Source organism: Rhizobium sp. 01N48, from assembly GCF_056399145.1.
Genome location: NZ_JBFTQT010000002.1, coordinates 191,101 through 210,546 on the forward strand (window position 1 = coordinate 191,101; position 19,446 = coordinate 210,546).

Consider the following 19,446-nt stretch of genomic DNA (forward strand, 5'->3'; position numbering starts at 1 on the left):
TTTCGCCGAGCACAGCGCAATTGCGTCTGGCGTAATCGAGGGCATTCATCATGGCGTCTACCAACTGAGTTCATCAGAACATGTCGGCGAGATTTCCCTTCCAGACGTCGAAACCAGGAAGCACCCAGCCAGCTTTCTTCGTCACTCAACGATATCGGGACGAGCCACGATACGAACCTCTAGCGCCCTCTCCGTCTTCTTATCGAGCAGAGCCGAGTTCGACGCGATCGCGGCAATCGAACCGGCCGACTGATTGATCGAACCTGCACTCGGTTCCAACTGAGTGCAACTTCGATCTACTTTCCCCTCCCCCGTTTTTGGCCTGGATGAAAGCCACTCCGAGGCGCGCTCCTTACAGATAATCTACGACGTGATATCTGGCGCCCTTGTTCTCACCTACTTGGCATCATCAACCGGGCGCTTAGTCTCAACTTTGCCGCTGAGCATCGACACAGCTAGAAACGGGCGCTTCTGTTTGTAGACCATCAAACTCCATTCCAAAACATTGACAGCTGTCAACATTCCTGACGATCACTCGGTGTCCTAAGCCTGATAGCCCGGGCCGCGCACCACTCCCCGCCATACCCGCCTAGATTGGCTACTCTCAGAACAATGGCGATGAAGCGTGCTGAACATCTGCCATCCATTAAACGAACCAGGCACTCGCTCTATCCAAGCTCACGCAAACCTCAAAACCTTGACAGCTGGCAATATTCCTTTCGCCCGTCTCACGACGCCTCCTTCTCCGTTCCGCCATTTGCCCGCAGGAGAGCCATCAAAACCGGGCCGAGCGAAAACTCTTGTCTTTGCGCCCTCGCCGTCAAATCCCTGAGGTAGCCGCCTGCCGAATTGATATGCCCAGCGCGCTGGAAGATGCAGGCCATCGTCGCGGCGGCGTTCTCTGGCCCCATGATCTCACAGGCGTTTCGATAAGCGCCAGGCGTCACGCCGAGCATTGACCGAACAAGTACCGCAGCCTCCATGAGCTCTCGCCACGTCGAAACCGCACCACCTGGTCCATAGCTCGTTATCTCCGGGCAGGCCCGCAGCACCATGCTCAGCGGAAAGGTTCTTGTTGGCTCATGCTGCCCCTCAGCGCGAACCACAACATTTGCATCTTGCTCTTCGCCGCGTGGTTCAATTTCAATAATGGATTCTGTATTTGAATTCTGTATGTGGCAGCCAAATCCGATGTCATCGGTGCCCATTTTTTCGGAATTCAACTTATTTTCCAAAAGATTAAGCACGGTTTGACGAAGGGCCTCTATACTTTCGAGGCTGTTCTGAAGATCATGAAGCGACGGCGTACGCGGAATGGCACCGACGAGTTCCACGTAGCGCGATTCAATGGCCTCCCAATCGCCGGAAACGTCTTCGACGATGGCGGCCGAAATCAGCTTGCGCACATCGCGACGGCAGATCGACAAGGTCTCTTTCGTTCGCCGAAACAGCGCTCGCTCGGTCGCAATTCGGTCCGATAGCACGGCCAATTCCGATGAGCGGGCAAGCAAAGGCGACAAGTCAAAACCGTAGGCCTGCTCAATATCGCCCGCGCGATCCTTTCGAGCATAACGCTTTCCGTTCGCACTGTCCTTGCGCAGGATCAGTCCCGCATCAACGAGCGCTGCAAGATGACGACGCAAAGTGGTGCCCGTAATGCCGTGAGCGCGGATTGAAAGCTGCGCATTGGACGGGAACACGATCATCGCGCGGTCCGAAGCCAACTCGCTCTCGGGATAGAATGTCAGAAGTGCATTCAAAACCGCGAGTGCTCTGTCCTGAATGCCAAGCAGATTCCTGGCCTCGGATGCATCGCGGAACACTTTCCACTTATCGACGGATGATCCCGATTCGATTTTTGCCGATGCGGCCTGACGTTTCATCAACGCAAGCGTCATTGGTCGCCGCCCAAAGGGCGTCGTTATAACTCCAACATGCATTTTTTCACCTTTCAAAAGGCAAAAGAAAGCTGTCCACCAAATTAGGTGCCAAAGTGTCTTGACTGTGATTCGGGGAAATGCGATTCTCTAGTTGCTACACAGAGAGAGAGGCTTCCACGACGGCAACGTTTGGGGGCCTTTTTCTTTTGCTAGTTGTCCTTTCCTGGATCAGCTGACAGCTTTGATAGCGATCAGAGCTTTGTTTCCCGCATGGCCGCAAACCGCTCGACAAGCGCCGGCAGCTCCGCTCCAATGAATTTCAAAAAGTCCCGCTCGCGGCCATTCTCGGCCACAAGCCGGATTTCCTTCGGGGTGACCACGTACGTACCGTGACGCGTGCCATTGCTGTCGACGATCGGCGTTGGTGTCGGTCGCGGTTCAGCACTGGGCTTCAGGCTGACCAATACACGCTGGAACCTCTGGTCAGAGAACTCCGCAGGATCACCCTTGAGCGCCAGCGTCTCTCTGGCGATCTCCAGAGATCCAGGCTCACCGGAAATCAGCTTCGCCAGGTCCAGCCATCGTGGCCGGCCGATCTTGGGGGCACGGCCGATTGCTTCGATAATGTCGGCAGGCACGGCGCGATAGACGCTACGCATGCGCGCAAGCTCGGCCGCCTCGATCGACAAGGCGGCATAGATCTCGCGCGCCTTGATACCGGCATCGTCCATGCGTGATGCAAACAATGCGCGCTCGATCCAGGTCAGGTCTTGCCTGCTGGCATTCTCGATGCCTTGGGCCACGACGAGATCGAGGTCGGACATATCGACTTCGACAGCCCTGACTGACTTGTTGAGCTCCTTGGCTGCACGCCAGCGCCGATGTCCGTAGACAATCTGAAAACGCCCCTGATCGGAGGGATGCTTCCGGATCTGGATAGGAACCTTCTGCCCATCGGTCTCGATCGAGCGCTTGAACACCTCAAAGCTCGCGGCATCGTCGTCAGGGAGACGGTCAGGGTAGGGCGATGGGTCGATCAAAGACGCATCCACGTCACGCACGGTCGCTCCGCCCGATTCCACAAGTGCCTTCAGGCGATCGCGTTCCGTACGAATGTCATCGATCGCGCGATGCGCGGCGCCGATGACGCCTGCACCAACACGATTGCCCGTCGCGGGCGACGGGGCAGGGGGGGCTTCATGGCTGACGTCGGTCGTCTTGCCGCTTTCCAGTTCGGCAGAAAGAAGGCCGAAACTCGCGACAATGGATTTGCGCGGAGACTTGCTCATGGACGCCCCCAGCTCTTGTTGAGAAGCCCGACAATCGCCTCATTGACCGCGTCAACCGCTTCGCGCGCACGCTTGTGGGTGTCGCGTCCGAGTTGGCCCATTTCGAGCTCATAAATGGAGCGCTTAGCCAGGCCGGCTGCCTCCACTGCGGTGCTCTCGATGGCCGTGGGCAAAAGGACGTCGGGACCGAACAGGTGGCGCATCATTGCCACGACCTGCGACTGAGGCGCATCGTTCGGATTGTGGCGGGTCACGAGGTAGCGAATGAAGTCCTGGTCCAGCTTGGCACCGCTTTCGTTCAACACGCTGATCAGGTCACCCATCATGAGAAGGAACTGGCTCATCGAGGCGACATCGAGCATGGCCGGGTGAACGGTGATAATCATACTCGTCGCGGCATAGATCGCGCTCAGCGTTAGAAAGCCGAGCGATGGTGGCGTATCGAGAATGACGACATCGTAGTCGTTCTCGACCTCGGCAAGGGCAAGCTTCAGGCGTTCGAAGAAGATAGCGCCCGATCCGGAGCGGTTGGCAAGAACACGAGGCGTTTCGTGCTCGTATTCCATGACCTCCAAGTTGCCTGGAATAAGATCGACACCATCGAAATAGGTCTTGCGAATGATATCGCGAATGGGCCGGCGCTCGGCTTCGTCGTATCGGAGTGCTGCATAAATAGTCTCGTTGGCACCGACATCCATCTCAGGCTGAGCGCCGAAAAGCGCCGACAGAGAAGCCTGCGGGTCCAGGTCTAGAGCCAGGACGCGGTAGCCGTGCATGGCGAGATAATGCGCAAGATGAACGCAGGTGGTGGTCTTGGCGCTGCCGCCCTTGAAGTTGGCGATCGCCAGAACCTGAAGATGCTCGCCTTTCCGCCGGCGAGGAAGAAAGCGCAGCGCATCCGCCGGTTTCTGTTCCGCAAAAAGCTCGCGCAACTCATTGATCTGGGAGAGCGTATAGACGCGGTGATTGTTCTCGAGCCTGCTGGGCACCGGACCACGCCCTTCACTCGACATCAGCTTCAATGTCGAATCAGGGATTGAAGTGAGCTTGGAGACCTCGTTGGTCAGGAACTGACGAAGCATCTTTTCAGATTTGGGCGGGTACATCCGCATACGCAGTTGCTGGAGCTGCCCAGAGAGAAGACTTGCGTGGCGCAAGATCTTGCTGCCAGCATCTTCCTTCGAAGCGACCACCGATTCCGTCCGTTGTGCTATTGCCATTTTACCCTCTTGGCGGCTCCAAGCCGATTTACCGGCCATTGCCCGCCAAATGGTAGACCACGATTCTCGAAAATCGTCCAGAACTATAGGGTTAACGAAAGCTTAAGGAGGGAGGGGCAGGGTTCACACAATCAAGGATAACACAACGAAATCGCTCAAACTTCTCGCTGCTGAGATTTCTCACCACCGTCTTGGCTCGCCAGCGCGCGAAGCCCGAGCCGCCGACAGCCGTATACTTGATATCTTTTAACCAGCTACCTAACGCGGGATCAACGCGGCGATCTAGGCGATCAAATCCGTGCGCGGATGATAGAAAATTGCGCCCAGTCGACGCGATGTTTCTCTTGATTGCAACCCCAGCCAGCTCAGACGCGCACGCGCAATAAAGATCCGGCTGTTTGGCAAAGGGAGGGCGATTTGAGCAAGTGAAACCACTCGAACGGGTGGTAGGCCCCGCCTGAACGGGGCCCGCCATTGTCATTTCGGCAAGGCAAAGGCGATGATGTAGTCACCGTAGTCCGGGGAGGACCGTGCGCCACCCGCGGTAACAACAACATACTGGCGTCCATCTTCTGGCGAAAGATAAATAAGAGGCGTCGAGCCCCCACCGACTGGAAGTGGGCTTTTCCACACGACTTCACCCGTTAACACGTCGAGCGCGCGGAGATAATAATCAGACGTGGCGGAGAAGAAGACCAATCCAGAAGCCGTCGGGACCGTGCCACCCAATGACGGCATCCCCAGCTCGATCGGGAGATGCGTTTTCATGCCGAGCGGTCCAAACTGCTCCGGCGTGCCGATGGAGCGGTGCCAGAGCATTTTCTTCGTACGCATATCGATTGCGCCGATGGTGCCGAAAGGCGGTGTCGTGCAGGGAACGCCGAGGAAGGACTGCACCATGCCGCGCTCTGCGCCGTAGGGCGTGTTGCTGAGAGGCACGACACCGCCGACGCCGGCTTGCGTCTTGCCGGTTTCGGCAGTGCGGCGGATTTCGTCTTCACGCTTGAGAAGGCGTCCCTTCATTGCAACACGCATATCGTTGACGATCATGATGTCGTGCTGCTTGTCGATGGACTGGCCACCCCAATTGGTGGTGCCGTACCAGGACGGGTTCTGAAGATACCATTGCAATTGCGGTGGCGTGTAATCGCCCTTGTAGTAGAGTTCCTTAAACTGGATGCGGCAATTGAGCTGGTCGATGGGTGTGATACCCCACATCGAAGCTTCAGTGAGAACCGCGTCACGCATCGAAGGCATGCCCACAGAGTAAGGCTGCGTCTTGTAAAGAAACTCACCATTGACCCCTTCGGTCGGAACAGAGCGTTCCTCTACCGCAGTGAGTGGCTTTCCAGTGCGACGGTCCAGCACATAGATCTCGCCGTTCTTGCCGGCCTGGATCAGAGCAGGTATACGCCCGCCCTTGCCATCAGGCATGTCATAGAGCACTGGCTTCGACGGCATGTCGTAATCCCAGACGTCATGAAGAACGAACTGGTAGCTCCACTTCTGTTCACCGGTCGTCGCATCGACCGCGACAACCGACGAGCTGACCCGCTCCGTCTCGGGCGAGCGCATTCCGCCGAAAAGATCCGGCGTGCCATTGCCCGTAGGCAGGTAGACCATGTTTAGCGCCGCGTCATAGCTAGGTGTTGCCCAGGTGTTCGGAGTGCCGCGGGTATAATGTTCGCCTTCCGCCGGCGGGTTCGGTTGACCCGGGCGGCCGACATCCCATGCCCATGAGAACTTGCCTGTTACGGCGTCGAACGCGCGCACTACGCCGGAGGGTTCATCCGTGGACTGATTGTCCATAACCCAGCCGCCGACAATGAGATTGCCTCCGGCAAGCAGCGGCCCCGATGTCGGATTGTAGAAGCCGGGATCGACCTTGCCCATCCCTTCAGCGAGGGAAACTATACCGTTCTCGCCAAAGCCTGGAACCGGCTTGCCGGTATTCGCATCCAATGCAATGAGGCGCATGGTGCCAGTTGTCAGGTAGATGCGCTTCTTTCCAATGGCGTCAGCCGGGAGTGCCGGCACCTCAAGATAGGCCAGCGAGCGGCAGCGGCTCCAGTTGGCTGTATCCTTGACTGTCACTTCCGGGTTGTAGTGCCAGAGTTCCTCTCCGGTATCACCACGCAACGCAAATACCTGGTTGGTAGGCGTGCAGGCGTAGAGCGTATTGCCGATCTGAAGCGGCGTATTTTGATTTTCCCGGCCGTTTCCGGTGACGTCGCCGCTGCGGAAAGTCCAGGCCACCTGAAGCTTGCCGACGTTCTCGCGGGTAATCTGGTCATAGGGCGCGAACTGTTCACCCGATGGTGTACGACCAAAGCCAACCGAGTTGGTAGGCTCGGTGGACGATTTGTAGTCGGCTGCAATCTCCGGGCTGTGGTCGGGTTTTACGATCCAGATGGGGAAGAAAGCGCTGATAAAGGCAGCAGCCAACCCCACGGCGGAAATCCCTGCCAACAGATAAGATGCCTTGCGGAAGGCACCCGACGTCTTCGGGAAGCGAGGAACGACCAGCGCGATCAACAGACCGCCAACGGCGAACATTCCGAGGCGCGCGGCAAGCGGCCAAAACTTAAAGCCGACTTCCCAGAAAGACCAAAGCGCTGTGGCAAGGAAGAAAGCCGCGTAGAGATAGGCTGCCTGAACGCGCAACCTGACCAGCAGGAAAGCCGTGACCAGCAAGACAATACCGGCGGCGACGTAATAAGGCGAGCCGCCAACCTTGAGGAGTTCGCTCCCACCGTAGATGAAATATGCGCCGATCGCAAAGAGTATCAGGGCAACTAGCCAAGATGCTATCCGCGTCGCCAATGAGACGCCCACGGATCGTAGTTTAAATTCAGACGTCAAGTTCTCGCTCCTGGGGCACATTTGGGAGGAAATGCCCCTGGCACACGGCACGCAAGCGACAGGGATGCATCGCTCAGTATAGCTGCGCTAAATGAGTTACCCGTCTACTGGAGTGGGATGCGGTGAGAAAGGAACAAGGAAAGTGGCTGCCCCAACTGCCACTTACGCAGCTTGATTAATGGGGCATTCCGCCGCATACAAACAATAGGTTCTAAATCGTGATGAAGCTAGTCTAAACCAATGCCGCGCCTTTCCGTGCCCTTAGCCAATCTTGAAGTCTTTGCCGAAGCGGGCAGGTTGAGCTCGTTTAAGCTGGCGGCCGACAATCTGGCTTTGACGACCAGCGCTGTCAGCCAGTCGATTCGCAAGCTGGAGGATCGTCTGGATTGCCAGTTGTTTTTGAGATCCAACAATAGACTGACTCTGACGCCCGCAGGCAGGCTCTTGCTTCGACACATTGAGGATGGCTTCGATCACATTAGGCACGGCTTGAACGCGATCACTCCGGACAGTGGGCGCCCGCTATCCTTCTCCAGCCCACCGGGTATAGCCGCGCAACTGCTCGGCCCCGCTCTTGTGGATTTGATGAGCGAACAAGCGACTGACATTAGAATTACGGCAGATGAAACACCCGACTTTCAGTCTTATCGCGGCTTTGATGTCGCAATTGTCTATGGCGCGGGCGCGCGGGCACTTCCCGATATCGAACCGTTGGGTCCGGATACTTTTGTACCGGTTTGCGCCACGCATCTCGCAAAACATATCAGGACGATTGCCGACCTCAAGTCACATTTGCTTCTGGCCAATGAGACGAACGCGGTGACTTGGAAGCATTGGTTCGATTTCAACGGCTTCGATGATGCGAGCATTCGACGGCTCAGTTACAACCGGATCAGCTACATTGTCCCAACGCTTATCAAAGGCGGCGGTGTCGGTCTTGAAGCTCTGAGGCTCTTGTCGCCACAAATCGCACGGGGTGAGCTCGCAATCTGTGCCCCACCGGGCACGCAACCGGTCGTTCAAGACCTCACATTCCTGCACGTGACTGACAATGCAACTCGCCGTCCTCGCGCGTTGAACGTCGCTAAACTTATTCGTGACCGATGCAGAACTGGGGACGATGGCCTAGTTCAGAACGCAACGTTCTAGGCTGAACGAGGCGCCTACCGCGCATTACTCTCGCAATAGTGCTGTAGTCACACAATATGTAGGGCTGCGCCAGGGCTGAACCAGAAGCCGCTTACAAAGTTCATCCGTGCATTGTATCTTGGCGATGCTGCTCCAACCGATCTATGCCCCTTGATAGAAGGCTTACACTGAATCGCGTTGCGAGCGAAGGTTGGTGACGACGCGCCTGTTCTGCACCTTGCAGGATCGGTTTGTGCAATCCCTGACTTCGCGGTCGTTGCCATAGCCCTTGGCCCACAGCCGATCCGATGCGACGCCTTTCTCTACTAGATAGGCCATCACCGCGTCAGCACGTTTTCGCGACAGCGAAGTCATCGCTGTCCCAGATCCAGAATCGTCGGCAAAGCCCTGTAGTTTGACAAGCCATTGAGGGTAATTATTAAGCCAAACAGCCTGCTTATCCAATGTCGCCTTGGCGCCGGAATCAAGCGTTGCCGAGTCCTGTGCGAAATAGGTGCGACGGCCGACATTGAGAATGAAGTCTTCTTCGCTGCCAGATGCTATATTCTCGAAGCCGGGCGCCGGATCGTTGGTTTGGCCCGTCATCTTCGTTGGCAATGGCTCTTCCACCTCGGCGAGTTCAGTCGTACTGCATGCAGCAAGCGTCGCCACGATGATTGCAACAGCAAGTATTTTCGGCAATCCGGTCAAATCAAACATCAGTGTGATTTCCTCATTCCGCCGAGAGGGGCTGTCTGGCCTGGGCAGCATTTTGCGCCTGATCGGCTATATGTGGCAGCACCTGCACCGCAGTCCCGATCGGACAGCGCTGATAAAGATCGATCGCATCTTCGTTGAACATGCGGATGCAACCGCTAGAGGCATCCCTGCCAATGCTCCCAGGCTCCAAAGTACCGTGGAAGCGATAGCCGGTATCCACGCCGTCGCGCAGCAGATACATGGCACGCGGCCCCAGCGGGTTGCTCGGTGAACCGCCATCGACGGATTCTGGAAGCTCCGGGTGCCGATTGCGCATCTCAGGGGGCGGTGTCCAGCGCGGCCAGAGCGCCTTGCGGTCGATAGTCGCTCGGCCGTACCATTTGAAGCCCTCACGGCCGACGCCGACGCCGTACCGGATCGCGGTCTTGTTCTCCATGATCAGGTAGAGAAAATGATGCGTGGTATCGACAACGACAGTGCCGATTGGCTCATCACTGAAATACTTGACGACCTGCCTATGCCACTTCTTCTCGATCTTCGCGAAATTGGTGCTTCTGAAAGCGACGCCGTTGTCTGTGCTGGTACCAGCAAAATAGGACGGAGCCGCTGCTACGACCGGCTTTTGGAGCGCAACGGCGCCGACTGAAACCAGTCCACCGAATAATAGGCTCCTGCGCGTCCACATCATCGGCTATTCCCCCGAAAGCCAAGTAGCAATCGCTCATATAAAGCAGATTTTTTTCCGCTCACAAGAGCAAAAATCGCATCCTTCTTCCGTATCGAGGCCTAGAACTCCCTCGCCGACGATCGTCGACGAGCATCGGCGCAACGGCTTCACATAAGAGCAGGTCGCGAAGTGTGCCTCGGTGGTGTCTCCAGTTTATTTCCCCTCATGTGCACCCGACGGCTGACGATGGATAGACTGAACAGCCCAGCCACTGTGGGTAAACTCTGCACCCCAATGACATTAGATGTCAATTTGCGTATGCGATGGGCGATAACCCTAATCTGGACCGGTGTCACAGCGCGTACAGGCGCCTCGGGCGCGGTTCTGCGCAACAACATCGAAGGGACGAATGATGAGCGAGACTGGCGGCTATTTTCCGCGCTGGCGGTTAAAGGCGGAAGGGCGGATCCAGCCCGATGAACGGTTGCCGGCTGCGCAGACGTTGGTGCTGGGACTGCAGCACGTCGTTGCGATGTTCGGCTCGACCGTGCTTGCTCCGCTAATCATGGGCTTCGATCCCAACGTATCCATTCTGTTCTCGGGAATCTCGACGCTGATTTTCTTCATTGCCGTTGGTGGTCGAGTTCCGAGCTATCTTGGTTCATCTTTCGCCTTCATCGGTCCCGTACTTGCTGCGACCGCAGCGACAGCCGGCGCGCCAAATCCGAACATCGCGCTGGCTTTGGGCGGTATCATTGCCGCTGGTGTGCTTTATGCGCTGATCGGTGTCTTGGTTGCGTTCGCAGGTCACCGCTGGATCGAGCGGTTGATGCCACCTGTCCTAACCGGTGCGATTGTCGCGGCAATCGGACTTGTGCTGGCACCGATCGCGATATCGAGCGCGTCTGGTATCAATGCTGCTAACCCTGATGGGAGCCAGCTCTCGCGTTGGATCGCGATCCTGACGTTCGTGGCTGTTGGCGCCATCGCGGTCTATGCACCAGGCATGTCACGCCGCCTCCCGATCCTCATTGGCGGTGCGCTCGCCTATCTCGCCTACTACGTCGTCGCCAACGTTTTGAGGCTTGGCACTCCCATCGACTTTACCGGAGTGGCTGCTGCTCCATGGTTCGGTTGGCCGCACTTCACAACACCCATCTTCTCTGCCTCCGCCGTGGCTCTAATTGTGCCCGTTGTCGTTATCCTCATCGCGGAAAACCTGGGGCACATCAAAGCAATCGGTGCCATGACGGGACGTAACCTGGACCCTTACCTCGGTCGCGCCTTCATTGGAGATGGTGTCGCTACCATGTTATCGGGTGCGTTCGGGGGCACAGGAATGACGACCTATGCGGAAAACATGGGCGTTATGGCTGTTACACGCATTTTCTCGACACTCGTGTTCCTTGTCGCCGCCGCGGTCGCGATCCTACTTGGTTTTTCGCCGAAATTCGGAGCCCTGATACAGACCATCCCCGCCCCTGTCATCGGCGGCCTCTCGATCGTCGTCTTTGGGCTTATCGCAGCGACTGCCGGCCGCATCTGGGTTGAAAACAAGGTCGATTTCGCCGAACCGCGCAATCTCATCACTGTCGGCGTTGCGCTTGTGCTGGGCGCGGGCAACTTTAAGCTGGCAGTAGCAGGATTTACGCTAGATGGCATCGGCACGGCAACGATCGGTGCGATCCTATTATATCATGGTCTCGGTTGGTCGAAAACTTCAACTACCAAGAACGCGAATCTATAGCGGCAATACATCTGCTTCGCCATCTGCGCGTAGCAGATGTAAAATTGAGGCCGCCTTCATGAGAGGCGGCCTTGTTTGTTCGACGTCACCATTTATTCTACGGCCGCCATAATCTGCAACCGATAATGGGTTGCATTGGTTGCCCGGCGGTTTGGACCACGCCGCAAATGCGGGGTTTTGATGCTCGCGCGATCGCAGCTAGCTTTTCGTAACTGCTCCGATTTTCACCACGGTTACCTCCAGCGTCTGCTAACGCTAGTCGGTTTTCCCCGATATTTAAGGCAGCGCCTAGCTAAAACGATGTTCTTTGCTCGGCATTGGTGAGGCGAACGCCGCGTCGCCGATGGTGATGGCCTTGTCGCCGTCGGTGCGAACCAGCAACGATCCCAGCGTCTCGACATCGAGATGGACGATAGAATCCGCGCCCAGCCGCTCGATGTGCCGGACGGTGCCTCGCCACTTGCCGTCGGTCGGCGAAAGCGACAGGTGCTCGGGTCGGACACCGTATATGCGACATCCCTCTGCCTTGGCGATCGCTCCCTCAAAGAGGTTCATCTTGGGGGATCCGATAAAGCCCGCGACAAAGGCTGTCTGCGGCCCGTTGTAAAGCGTCATCGGAGAGCCTACCTGCTCGATATGGCCGCCGTTCAACACGACGATCTTGTCGGCCATGGTCATGGCTTCTACCTGGTCGTGCGTGACGTAGATCATGGTCGCGCCGAGTCGCGCATGCAGTTCGGTCAGCTCCATGCGCATCTGTGATCGTAGGGAAGCGTCGAGGTTGGACAGCGGTTCGTCGAATAGAAACACCTTCGGATTTCGGATGATGGCCCTTCCGATCGCCACGCGTTGTCGTTGGCCGCCGGAAAGCGCTTTCGGTTTCCGATCGAGCAGATGCGACAGTTGCAAGATATCGGCGATTTGCTTGACCTTCTCCGCGATTTCCGCCTTGGGTCTTTTCGCGAGCGAAAGGCCGAAACCGATATTTTCAGCGACTGTAAGATGCGGGTACAAGGCATAGGATTGAAACACCATTGCAATACCGCGCTCGGAGGGTTCTGCGTCGGTCACATCCTTGTCGTCGATGACGATTTTCCCGGCGCTCGATGTTTCAAGCCCTGAGATCATTCTGAGCAACGTTGACTTTCCGCACCCTGACGGGCCAACGAACACGCAAAACTCTCCGGCGGCAATGGTGAGATCGATGCCCTTGATGACTTCGAGGCCGCCGAAGCTCTTTTTTACGCCGTCGAGAACAACACTTGTCATAAATTATCCTTTCACTGCGCCGGCAGTCATGCCCGCTACGATCTGTCGGTTAAAGAAGATGAAGACGATCAGCGGCGGTATGGTCACAAGCAGGATGTTCATGAACAGCAGATTGAACTGCGTTTGGAACTGTCCCTGGAAGTTATAGAGAGTGAGCTGCACGGTCACGTTTTCCCGGCCGGGCAGGTAGTAGAGAGGGTTGGTGAAATCGTTGAAGATCGCGATCGATTGGACGACGATGACGGTTACGGTCACCGGCTTCAATAAAGGCAGGACGACACGGAAGAAGATCTGCAACGGCTTTGCGCCGTCGATAATCGCTGCTTCGTCCAGATCGCGTGGAATTGTCGCGATGAAGCTCCGAAAGAGCAGCACGGTGAACGACAGGCCGTAGGCAACCTGGATCAGAACCATGCCGGAGAGCGTCTTGAACAGGCCAAGAGCCTGCAGCACCCAGATCGTCGGTACCACGGCAGGCGGGATCATCAAGCCGGCCAGCACAAAGGCATAGATGACCGCGTTCCATTGCGATGGCCGGCGCTGCAGGACATAGCCGACCATTGCGCCGAACAGGACGAGCAATGTGACGGCAGCCACCGTGATGATCGTCGAGTTGAGATATGCCAGCAGCAGCATATAGTTGCGGGCTTGGATCACATCTATGAAGTTCGTCCATAGATGCCACTCGCTTGGCAGGGTGAATTTCAGTGCCGCTGCATCCTGCTTGGTTTTCGCGGCCGTCAGAAAGATGAACAGGAACGGCATCACGAAGATCACGCAGCATGCGACCAACGCGGAGGCTCCGGTGTAAAACTGGCGCCGGGTCATATGTCGACCTCCTTGCGATTGAGCCAGAAGGTGAGCGGCAAGACGATCGCGGCGATCAGGACGAACAGGATGACGTTCCCGGCCGTGGATAATCCATAGAAGCCGGCCTGATATTGCTTGTAGATCACGCTCGCGAGCACGTCCGAGGAAAAGCCGGGGCCGCCCTTTGTCATGGCCCAGATCAGATCGAAGCTGCGCAGGCCGCCGATCAACGAAAGGGTGATGACGGTGACCGTGGCCGGCTTGACCAGGGGGATGGTCACGCGGAAAAACATCTGCGTTCTCGTTGCACCGTCGATGCGCGCTGCCTCGTAGTAGTCGGCGCTGATGGATGCCAATCCGGCGATATAGATCACCGTCGCAAGTCCGATGCCCTTCCAGAGATCGACGAGAACGATCGAGTAGAGCGCCAGCGCCGGATCCGTCAGCCAGCCGGGACCGTGGATGCCGATGGCAGCCAGCGCGACATTGATGATGCCACGCGTCGGATGCATGAGAACGGAAAAGGTTATGCCGACGCCGATGGTCGACACCAGAACGGGAAAGAAGATTACCGTTCGAAGAAGACCCTGGGCCCAGAGTCCGGATGTCAGCAGGACAGCCAGAAGCAGGCCGAGAACCGTCTTCGCGGCCGACGTCGCCACCGCGTAGATGACGGTGTTCGTCAGTCCCTGGATCAGGAAGGGCTCGCGGAAGAACTGCTTGTAGTTCTCAAGTCCGATGAACACGGTCGTGAACAAGTCCCAACGTGTCAGGCTGAACCAGAAGGATGCGATTGTGGGGGCCAGGAACAGGACGGTGAAGATGACCGCCGCCGGCAGGATGAACCAATAGGGGTAGGGTGACTTGCGTATAACCATAGCGGCTCCTAGCAGCTTGCCCAGATATCTGCCGGGCAAGCTGCGTCTGGGAGGTTACCAGTTCGGCAGGCCGAGCTGCTTTGCCTGCTTTGCGACGTCCTGGTCGTAAAGCGCGGCTGCGTCCTTGGCGGAGCGGATACCCGTTCCGACCTCGACGGTGATCTGCTCGAGTGCCGGTCCTTTCACGGGCGACAGGAATTCCAGCGCCGGGCCGTTTCGGCCTTCCGTCTGGAAATACGGAAGCATGTCCGTGACTGCCTGCGGCACGTCCTTGGGAAGCTCGCAGCCCTTGATCAGATACGGACCCGACGGCACCGCCTTGGCCATCAGCTCGCAACCTTCCTTGGAGGCCACGAAATCGAGGAACTTCTTAGCCTCCTCGAGATGTTCGGCCTTCGCAGAAAGATAGAGTGCTGCCGGCATCCAGATCGTCAAACCGTTCTTGGCGGCATCGGTCCCGGGTTCAGCGAAAAATCCGACGTCTTGAACGTTGTCGGGAAAGTTCTGCTGGATGTTGCCGATGCCGAAGGTCAGGCTGGGATAGTGTGCTGCTTCGCCCGTCGAGACCATGCGCATGCCGTCATCGAAGGTCGCCGCGCCGAAATCCTCGTTGAAGAAGCCTGCTTTCGCCACTTCTTCCTGGTGCTCGAAGCCGCGAAGAGCCGCAGGTGTCGTGGCATACTTCACCTTGTTGGCCGTATAGTCGTCAGCAAAGGTCGGAACCTCGGTCTGGACGTTGAAGAAATCAGCCAGGACGAAGATCTGCGATGTCCAGGTCGTGCCGTAAGTCTGGGCGATGGCGACTTTGCCGGCGGCCTTGATCTTCTCGTTGTTGGCGATGAATTCGGCCCAGGTCTTTGGCGGCTGCAGGCCGAGTTCGGCATAGATCTTCCTGTTGTAGAAGATGCCGCCACCCATCGCCGGACCAAACGGGATACCGCGGACATGACCGTCGGCACCGCTGACGACTTTCTTGAAGCTCTCAAGGATACCCGCGGCGGATTGCAGATCGGAGAGATCGGCCATTGTCTGCTCAGGCTTCAGGGCCTTGAAAAGCGAGCCGCTGTTATACTGGAAAATATCCGGCATCTCGCCGGTTGCCAGGCGGGTCTTGACGATGTTGTCGCCTTCGGAACCACCCGCGCGCTGCTCGACGTCGAAGGTCACATCGGGGTTTTTCTCGCTGTAAGCCTTTGAAACGGCATCGAACGAAGCGATCGTTTCCGGGTTTGTGTCGATCAACACGCTCAAGGTCACCTCGGCGTGGGCGACGCTACTCGCCAGAGCCAACGTAGCCGCTGCAATGATACTGCATTTGGTCATTCGCATTGTCATCTTCTCCTCCAAAGACGGGCGATTTGCCGTTACAATTAGTCGTGTCGTTCGCGCGCTTGCCGCGCTTTCTGATCAAATGTCGAACGTTATCGAGTGGCGTCCCTGTCTGATCTTGACACGCCCGTCACCCGCCACGTCGGCACCGTTCACCTTCAAGTTCTGCCTTACACGGTTTGCGCGTATGTGTGCCGACATGCCATCAGGAATTTCAAGATGGCACGTCACCTTTCCGCCCTCAACACTCCATCCGGCCTCGATGCGACCAAGCCGTGTGTCGTGCCATGCCGAAACGGGAGACAGAGTCGGAAGGATCGCGGGATCGAACTCAATTTCCTCAAATCCCGGCTTGTCCTCGAGGGGCCGGATCCCGGCCACATCCTCGAATAACCATTGGCAAACGGCACCATAGGCATAGTGGTTGTAGCTGTTCATGTCGGGGTCATAGATCGCCCCGTCTTCTGCAAGCGCATCCCAGCGCTCCCAGATCGATGTCGCTCCGCGCTCCACCTGGTAAAGCCAACCGGGAACCTTGCGATTAAGGAACATCTTTTCCGCGAGGTCGAGCATGTCGAGACGGGTGAGGGCAGGCAGCAGTGCGGGCGTTCCGATAAAGCCGGTGCCGATCACGCCATCGGTCTCTTCCGCGACCCGGCGGAAATAGCCGCGACCTGCCTCTTCGTACTCAGGTGGAACGAGGCCATACAGGAAGGCGATCGCCCATGAAGTCTGATCGTTATGCGCAATGCGGCCCGACGGAGAGAAGAACTCGTTCTTGAATGCCGCGCGGATATCTTCAAGCTTGCCGTCGAGGCGCTGCGCCTCGTTCGTATTGCCGAGCACCCTTGCGATCTTCGCCGTCAGCTGCGTGGCGACGAAGTGGTAGAGCGTTGCGGCGCAATCGTCAGCAACGGTCGGGCGCGGCTTGCGATTGTCTCCGACCGGCTGCAGCCAGTCGCCGAACGTGAAGCCGTGTTCACCCCAAACCGCCGGGGGACGAATGATCGGGCCATCGGAAATACCCCAGAGGTAGTCCAGCCAACGTAGCATCGCAGGGAAGCATTCCTGCAAGGCGGCCTTGTCGCCATAGTGGAGATAGAGTTGCCAGGGGATGATGACGATCGCATCGCCCCAACCGGTCGAGCCGGCCCAATCGCCACGGTTGCTGATCGGATGCAGACGCGTCGGATCCGGCGAGAAGTGCGGTACCGCTCCGTTCTCTCTCTGATCGTGCATCACATCGCGAAGGAATTTCCGGAGGAACAGCTGGCTATCGGCAAGCCAGCACGCAGTGCCGGCAAAGACCTGGGCGTCGCCCGTCCATCCCAGACGTTCGTCGCGCTGTGGGCAGTCTGTCGGTATTTCGATGAAGTTCGATCGCTGCGACCAGATCGTATTCTCGACGAGACGGTTGACGGCGGACACACCCGTCGTGATGCCCCCTGTCGCGACCGGGACCGAGGTGATCGGGATCATCTTGATGGAGGCCAGCTTCGCGTCGCCGGTGACTGTAACGCGGGCGTAGCGGAAGCCCATGAACGTGAACAGCGGCGCGTATGTTTCGACACCGTCACCCGACAGGGTGTAGACGAGTTCGGCGCGGGCGCTGCGATAGTTGCGATTGTCGAAAAAATTGTTGGGGCCGAGGACTTCGGAATGCTCCACGCGAACGCTGGCGCCTGCCTCGCCCTGTGCCTCGATGCGGATATATGCGCCGGCATTCTGGCCGAAATCATAGACCAGCCGGCCATCCTCTTCAGACCAGCTGTCGATCGGTTCGAACGGTGCGAGCTCCACAACGGCGGCCGCCTCATGCGGAACAAGCAAGGTCTTGTCAAAGACAAGCTCTTCCACGCCGAATGCGGCTTCTGTGCTCACGCGGGCGTCGTAATCCTCGCCGTAATAGATGCCGTTCCGCGTCACGGGTGTCAGCCCGCTTTTCCAGGTGGAGTCCGTCTTCACCGCCAAGGCGCCATCGATGCTGAGCTCGGCGATGGCGGCTGTGCGCTCGCCCCAGCAGTTGAAGATCGGGTTCGACGCCCACATGAGCTGGCCGCGATACCAACCGTCTCCGAGCCAGATCTCGATGTTGTTTTCGCCTGGCTGAAGCAGGCTGGCGACATCGTAGGACTGATAGGCGATACGATCGTCATAGCAGGTCCAGCCAGGCGTAAGCAGATCCGAGCCAACGCGGCGACCGTTGATGAAGGCGCGGTAAAGCCCGAGAGCGGAGATATTCAGCAACGCTTCGCGAGGGGCGCGTTCAAGCTGGAAGCTGCGAGAGACGAAGGTGCCGGCGGTACCTTGGCCCTCATCGCACAATGGCGCCACCATGGCTGCCGTGAATTGAAATGATGAACCAGCAGCGACCCTCGGGCCGCCTCGCAAAATATCCATGTTTCCTCCCAATCCGCTTGGYGCGGGCATATAAAACGAAGTGTGTATCGTTATATGTATATCATTCTACATTCCTGTTTGATGTGCAACAGAAAAATGCCTATACTCGCGCCACGATTGATGAGAGCGGCGGATTATGCAGATCTTTCAAAAGGATAGTGACGGACCGCAGGCGCGAGTGACGATCCGCCATGTCGCGGAAGATGCCGGCGTCTCAGTTGCCGCGGTATCGAAAGTCCTTCGCAACGCATATGGCGTCAGCGCGCCTCTGCGCACGAAGGTCGAGGCTTCGATCGAGAAGCTCAACTATCGCCCTTCCGTGGCCGCACGCGCGATGCGAGGACGGACGAACACGATCGGCGTACTTGCGATCGAACTTTCCAACCCGTTCCTGCCGGGGCTGATCGAGACGGCGAGCAACACCCTCGCCGACAGCGGCTTCAAGGCGCTCGTCGGCCTCGGGCGCTCCGCACAGCCGATCGAGGCATCGATGATCGAGTCGATGATCGACAACAGGATGGATGGCGTTCTGATCATAGCGCCTCGCATTTCCGGCAAGGTGCTCGAGCGCTACGCCAAGCAGATCCCGATCGTGGTCATCGCGCATCACGAGCCGGACGCTTTGACATACGACACGGTCAACTCCGACGATCGGAAAGGCGCCTGTCTCGCCGTCGAAGCCGCTCTTTCGAAGGGCTACCGTGACATCGCCATGCTTGGCTACGACACGGACGGGTCGCCGGCCACCATCGTCGCCATGCAGCGAGAGCTTGGTTATCTGGAGGCGATGCAGGCAGCTGGGTTGAAGGGGCAAGTGCTGCGGCTCCCGCCGGTTGATGCCGACAGGACCGTGGCTTTGAACGATTTCCTATCCGCGCCCGATCGTCCGCGAGCGGTATTCGTCTGGTCGGATCTCGATGCTGTCCCGCTTATCAACATCGCGCGGATGCGAAACATCCGTGTCCCCTCGGAACTGGCCATCATCGGCTATGATAATTCGCCGGTCTCCGCTCTTCCGCTGGTCGGGTTGACAAGTGTCGACCAGGACGTCGTTCAGCTGGCTCGAACCGCGACGCAAATGCTGCTTGAGCGCATCGACGGCAGAGGCGATGCGAGGCATGTTTTGATCGCGCCGCATGTCGAGCATCGCGATAGCGCATGAAATGACGGCAATACACGCTTCGTAGCCTTGGACTGCAACCCTCAGCTATCTTGTGCGCTCGCTTAAAACACGCTTAGCTGGCGTT

General features: G+C 57.7%; 14 protein-coding genes. 3 read left to right on the top strand and 11 right to left on the bottom strand.

Features of this window, described 5'->3' with window-relative positions; translation table 11 throughout:
• Positions 1–728: 728 nt before the first annotated feature.
• The 4 genes from repC to AC1DOG_RS04650 all read right to left on the bottom strand — a co-directional run bounded on the left by repC (position 729) and on the right by AC1DOG_RS04650 (position 7,251).
• Positions 729–1,940 (bottom strand): plasmid replication protein RepC, encoded by a 1,212-nt coding sequence (repC, locus tag AC1DOG_RS04635; RefSeq protein WP_477926968.1) that lies wholly within the window; start codon positions 1,938–1,940, stop codon positions 729–731.
• Positions 1,941–2,131: 191 nt separating this feature from the next.
• Positions 2,132–3,169, bottom strand: a complete 1,038-nt coding sequence (gene repB, locus AC1DOG_RS04640) for a plasmid partitioning protein RepB (RefSeq protein ID WP_477926969.1) — start codon at positions 3,167–3,169, stop codon at positions 2,132–2,134.
• Positions 3,166–4,428 carry a plasmid partitioning protein RepA gene (gene repA / locus AC1DOG_RS04645; protein ID WP_112943443.1) on the bottom strand — a complete coding sequence of 421 codons (1,263 nt, stop codon included), beginning with the start codon at positions 4,426–4,428 and terminating at the stop codon, positions 3,166–3,168. The genes repB and repA overlap by 4 nt, the downstream gene beginning before the upstream one ends.
• 438 nt (positions 4,429–4,866) lie before the next feature.
• Entirely contained in the window at positions 4,867–7,251 is a 2,385-nt protein-coding gene (locus AC1DOG_RS04650; protein WP_477926970.1) for a membrane-bound PQQ-dependent dehydrogenase, glucose/quinate/shikimate family, read from the bottom strand.
• Between the two features lie 240 nt (positions 7,252–7,491).
• Between AC1DOG_RS04650 and AC1DOG_RS04655 the strand changes: the two genes are divergently transcribed.
• Positions 7,492–8,400 (top strand): LysR family transcriptional regulator, encoded by a 909-nt coding sequence (locus tag AC1DOG_RS04655; protein ID WP_477926971.1) that lies wholly within the window; start codon positions 7,492–7,494, stop codon positions 8,398–8,400.
• Between the two features lie 162 nt (positions 8,401–8,562).
• Here the strand turns inward: AC1DOG_RS04655 and AC1DOG_RS04660 are convergent, their stop codons facing one another.
• Both AC1DOG_RS04660 and AC1DOG_RS04665 read right to left on the bottom strand, forming a co-directional pair.
• Entirely contained in the window at positions 8,563–9,099 is a 537-nt protein-coding gene (locus tag AC1DOG_RS04660) for an OmpA family protein (RefSeq protein ID WP_477926972.1), read from the bottom strand.
• A 13-nt stretch (positions 9,100–9,112) separates the two neighbouring features.
• Positions 9,113–9,787, bottom strand: coding sequence for a L,D-transpeptidase (locus tag AC1DOG_RS04665; RefSeq protein WP_113008973.1), 675 nt, complete (start codon positions 9,785–9,787; stop codon positions 9,113–9,115).
• Positions 9,788–10,178: 391 nt separating this feature from the next.
• Here AC1DOG_RS04665 and AC1DOG_RS04670 point away from each other — a divergent pair, with 391 nt between their 5' ends.
• Positions 10,179–11,513: a solute carrier family 23 protein gene (locus tag AC1DOG_RS04670; protein WP_477926973.1), complete on the top strand. Its 1,335-nt coding sequence runs from the start codon at positions 10,179–10,181 to the stop codon at positions 11,511–11,513.
• Between the two features lie 288 nt (positions 11,514–11,801).
• Here AC1DOG_RS04670 and AC1DOG_RS04675 read toward each other — a convergent pair whose 3' ends face one another.
• The 5 genes from AC1DOG_RS04675 to AC1DOG_RS04695 all read right to left on the bottom strand — a co-directional run bounded on the left by AC1DOG_RS04675 (position 11,802) and on the right by AC1DOG_RS04695 (position 18,199).
• Complete coding sequence (locus AC1DOG_RS04675) at positions 11,802–12,782, bottom strand: ABC transporter ATP-binding protein (RefSeq protein WP_113168282.1); 981 nt, start codon at positions 12,780–12,782, stop codon at positions 11,802–11,804.
• Between the two features lie 3 nt (positions 12,783–12,785).
• On the bottom strand, positions 12,786–13,610 hold the full coding sequence (locus AC1DOG_RS04680) for a carbohydrate ABC transporter permease (protein ID WP_112943437.1): 825 nt from the start codon (positions 13,608–13,610) through the stop codon (positions 12,786–12,788).
• Positions 13,607–14,470, bottom strand: a complete 864-nt coding sequence (locus tag AC1DOG_RS04685) for a carbohydrate ABC transporter permease (RefSeq protein WP_477926974.1) — start codon at positions 14,468–14,470, stop codon at positions 13,607–13,609. Before AC1DOG_RS04685 ends, AC1DOG_RS04680 begins: the two co-directional genes overlap by 4 nt.
• Before the next feature lie 54 nt (positions 14,471–14,524).
• Positions 14,525–15,805 carry an ABC transporter substrate-binding protein gene (locus AC1DOG_RS04690; RefSeq protein WP_477926975.1) on the bottom strand — a complete coding sequence of 427 codons (1,281 nt, stop codon included), beginning with the start codon at positions 15,803–15,805 and terminating at the stop codon, positions 14,525–14,527.
• A gap of 72 nt (positions 15,806–15,877) precedes the next feature.
• Positions 15,878–18,199, bottom strand: coding sequence for a family 78 glycoside hydrolase catalytic domain (locus AC1DOG_RS04695; RefSeq protein WP_477926976.1), 2,322 nt, complete (start codon positions 18,197–18,199; stop codon positions 15,878–15,880).
• 136 nt (positions 18,200–18,335) lie between these two features.
• Here AC1DOG_RS04695 and AC1DOG_RS04700 point away from each other — a divergent pair, with 136 nt between their 5' ends.
• Positions 18,336–19,361, top strand: a complete 1,026-nt coding sequence (locus AC1DOG_RS04700) for a LacI family DNA-binding transcriptional regulator (RefSeq protein ID WP_113008978.1) — start codon at positions 18,336–18,338, stop codon at positions 19,359–19,361.
• Positions 19,362–19,446 lie beyond the last annotated feature (85 nt).

What these genes read in the sequence shown, in the direction of transcription:
- AC1DOG_RS04695 (WP_477926976.1), bottom strand. Translation starts at nt 18,199, where the DNA reads ATGGATATTTTGCGAGGCGGCCCGAGGGTCGCTGCTGGTTCATCATTT.
- AC1DOG_RS04665 (WP_113008973.1), bottom strand. Translation starts at nt 9,787, where the DNA reads ATGATGTGGACGCGCAGGAGCCTATTATTCGGTGGACTGGTTTCAGTC.
- AC1DOG_RS04655 (WP_477926971.1), top strand. Translation starts at nt 7,492, where the DNA reads ATGCCGCGCCTTTCCGTGCCCTTAGCCAATCTTGAAGTCTTTGCCGAA.
- repA (WP_112943443.1), bottom strand. Translation starts at nt 4,428, where the DNA reads ATGGCCGGTAAATCGGCTTGGAGCCGCCAAGAGGGTAAAATGGCAATA.
- AC1DOG_RS04675 (WP_113168282.1), bottom strand. Translation starts at nt 12,782, where the DNA reads ATGACAAGTGTTGTTCTCGACGGCGTAAAAAAGAGCTTCGGCGGCCTC.
- AC1DOG_RS04700 (WP_113008978.1), top strand. Translation starts at nt 18,336, where the DNA reads ATGCAGATCTTTCAAAAGGATAGTGACGGACCGCAGGCGCGAGTGACG.
- repB (WP_477926969.1), bottom strand. Translation starts at nt 3,169, where the DNA reads ATGAGCAAGTCTCCGCGCAAATCCATTGTCGCGAGTTTCGGCCTTCTT.
- repC (WP_477926968.1), bottom strand. Translation starts at nt 1,940, where the DNA reads ATGCATGTTGGAGTTATAACGACGCCCTTTGGGCGGCGACCAATGACG.
- AC1DOG_RS04670 (WP_477926973.1), top strand. Translation starts at nt 10,179, where the DNA reads ATGAGCGAGACTGGCGGCTATTTTCCGCGCTGGCGGTTAAAGGCGGAA.
- AC1DOG_RS04685 (WP_477926974.1), bottom strand. Translation starts at nt 14,470, where the DNA reads ATGGTTATACGCAAGTCACCCTACCCCTATTGGTTCATCCTGCCGGCG.
- AC1DOG_RS04680 (WP_112943437.1), bottom strand. Translation starts at nt 13,610, where the DNA reads ATGACCCGGCGCCAGTTTTACACCGGAGCCTCCGCGTTGGTCGCATGC.
- AC1DOG_RS04690 (WP_477926975.1), bottom strand. Translation starts at nt 15,805, where the DNA reads ATGACAATGCGAATGACCAAATGCAGTATCATTGCAGCGGCTACGTTG.
- AC1DOG_RS04660 (WP_477926972.1), bottom strand. Translation starts at nt 9,099, where the DNA reads ATGTTTGATTTGACCGGATTGCCGAAAATACTTGCTGTTGCAATCATC.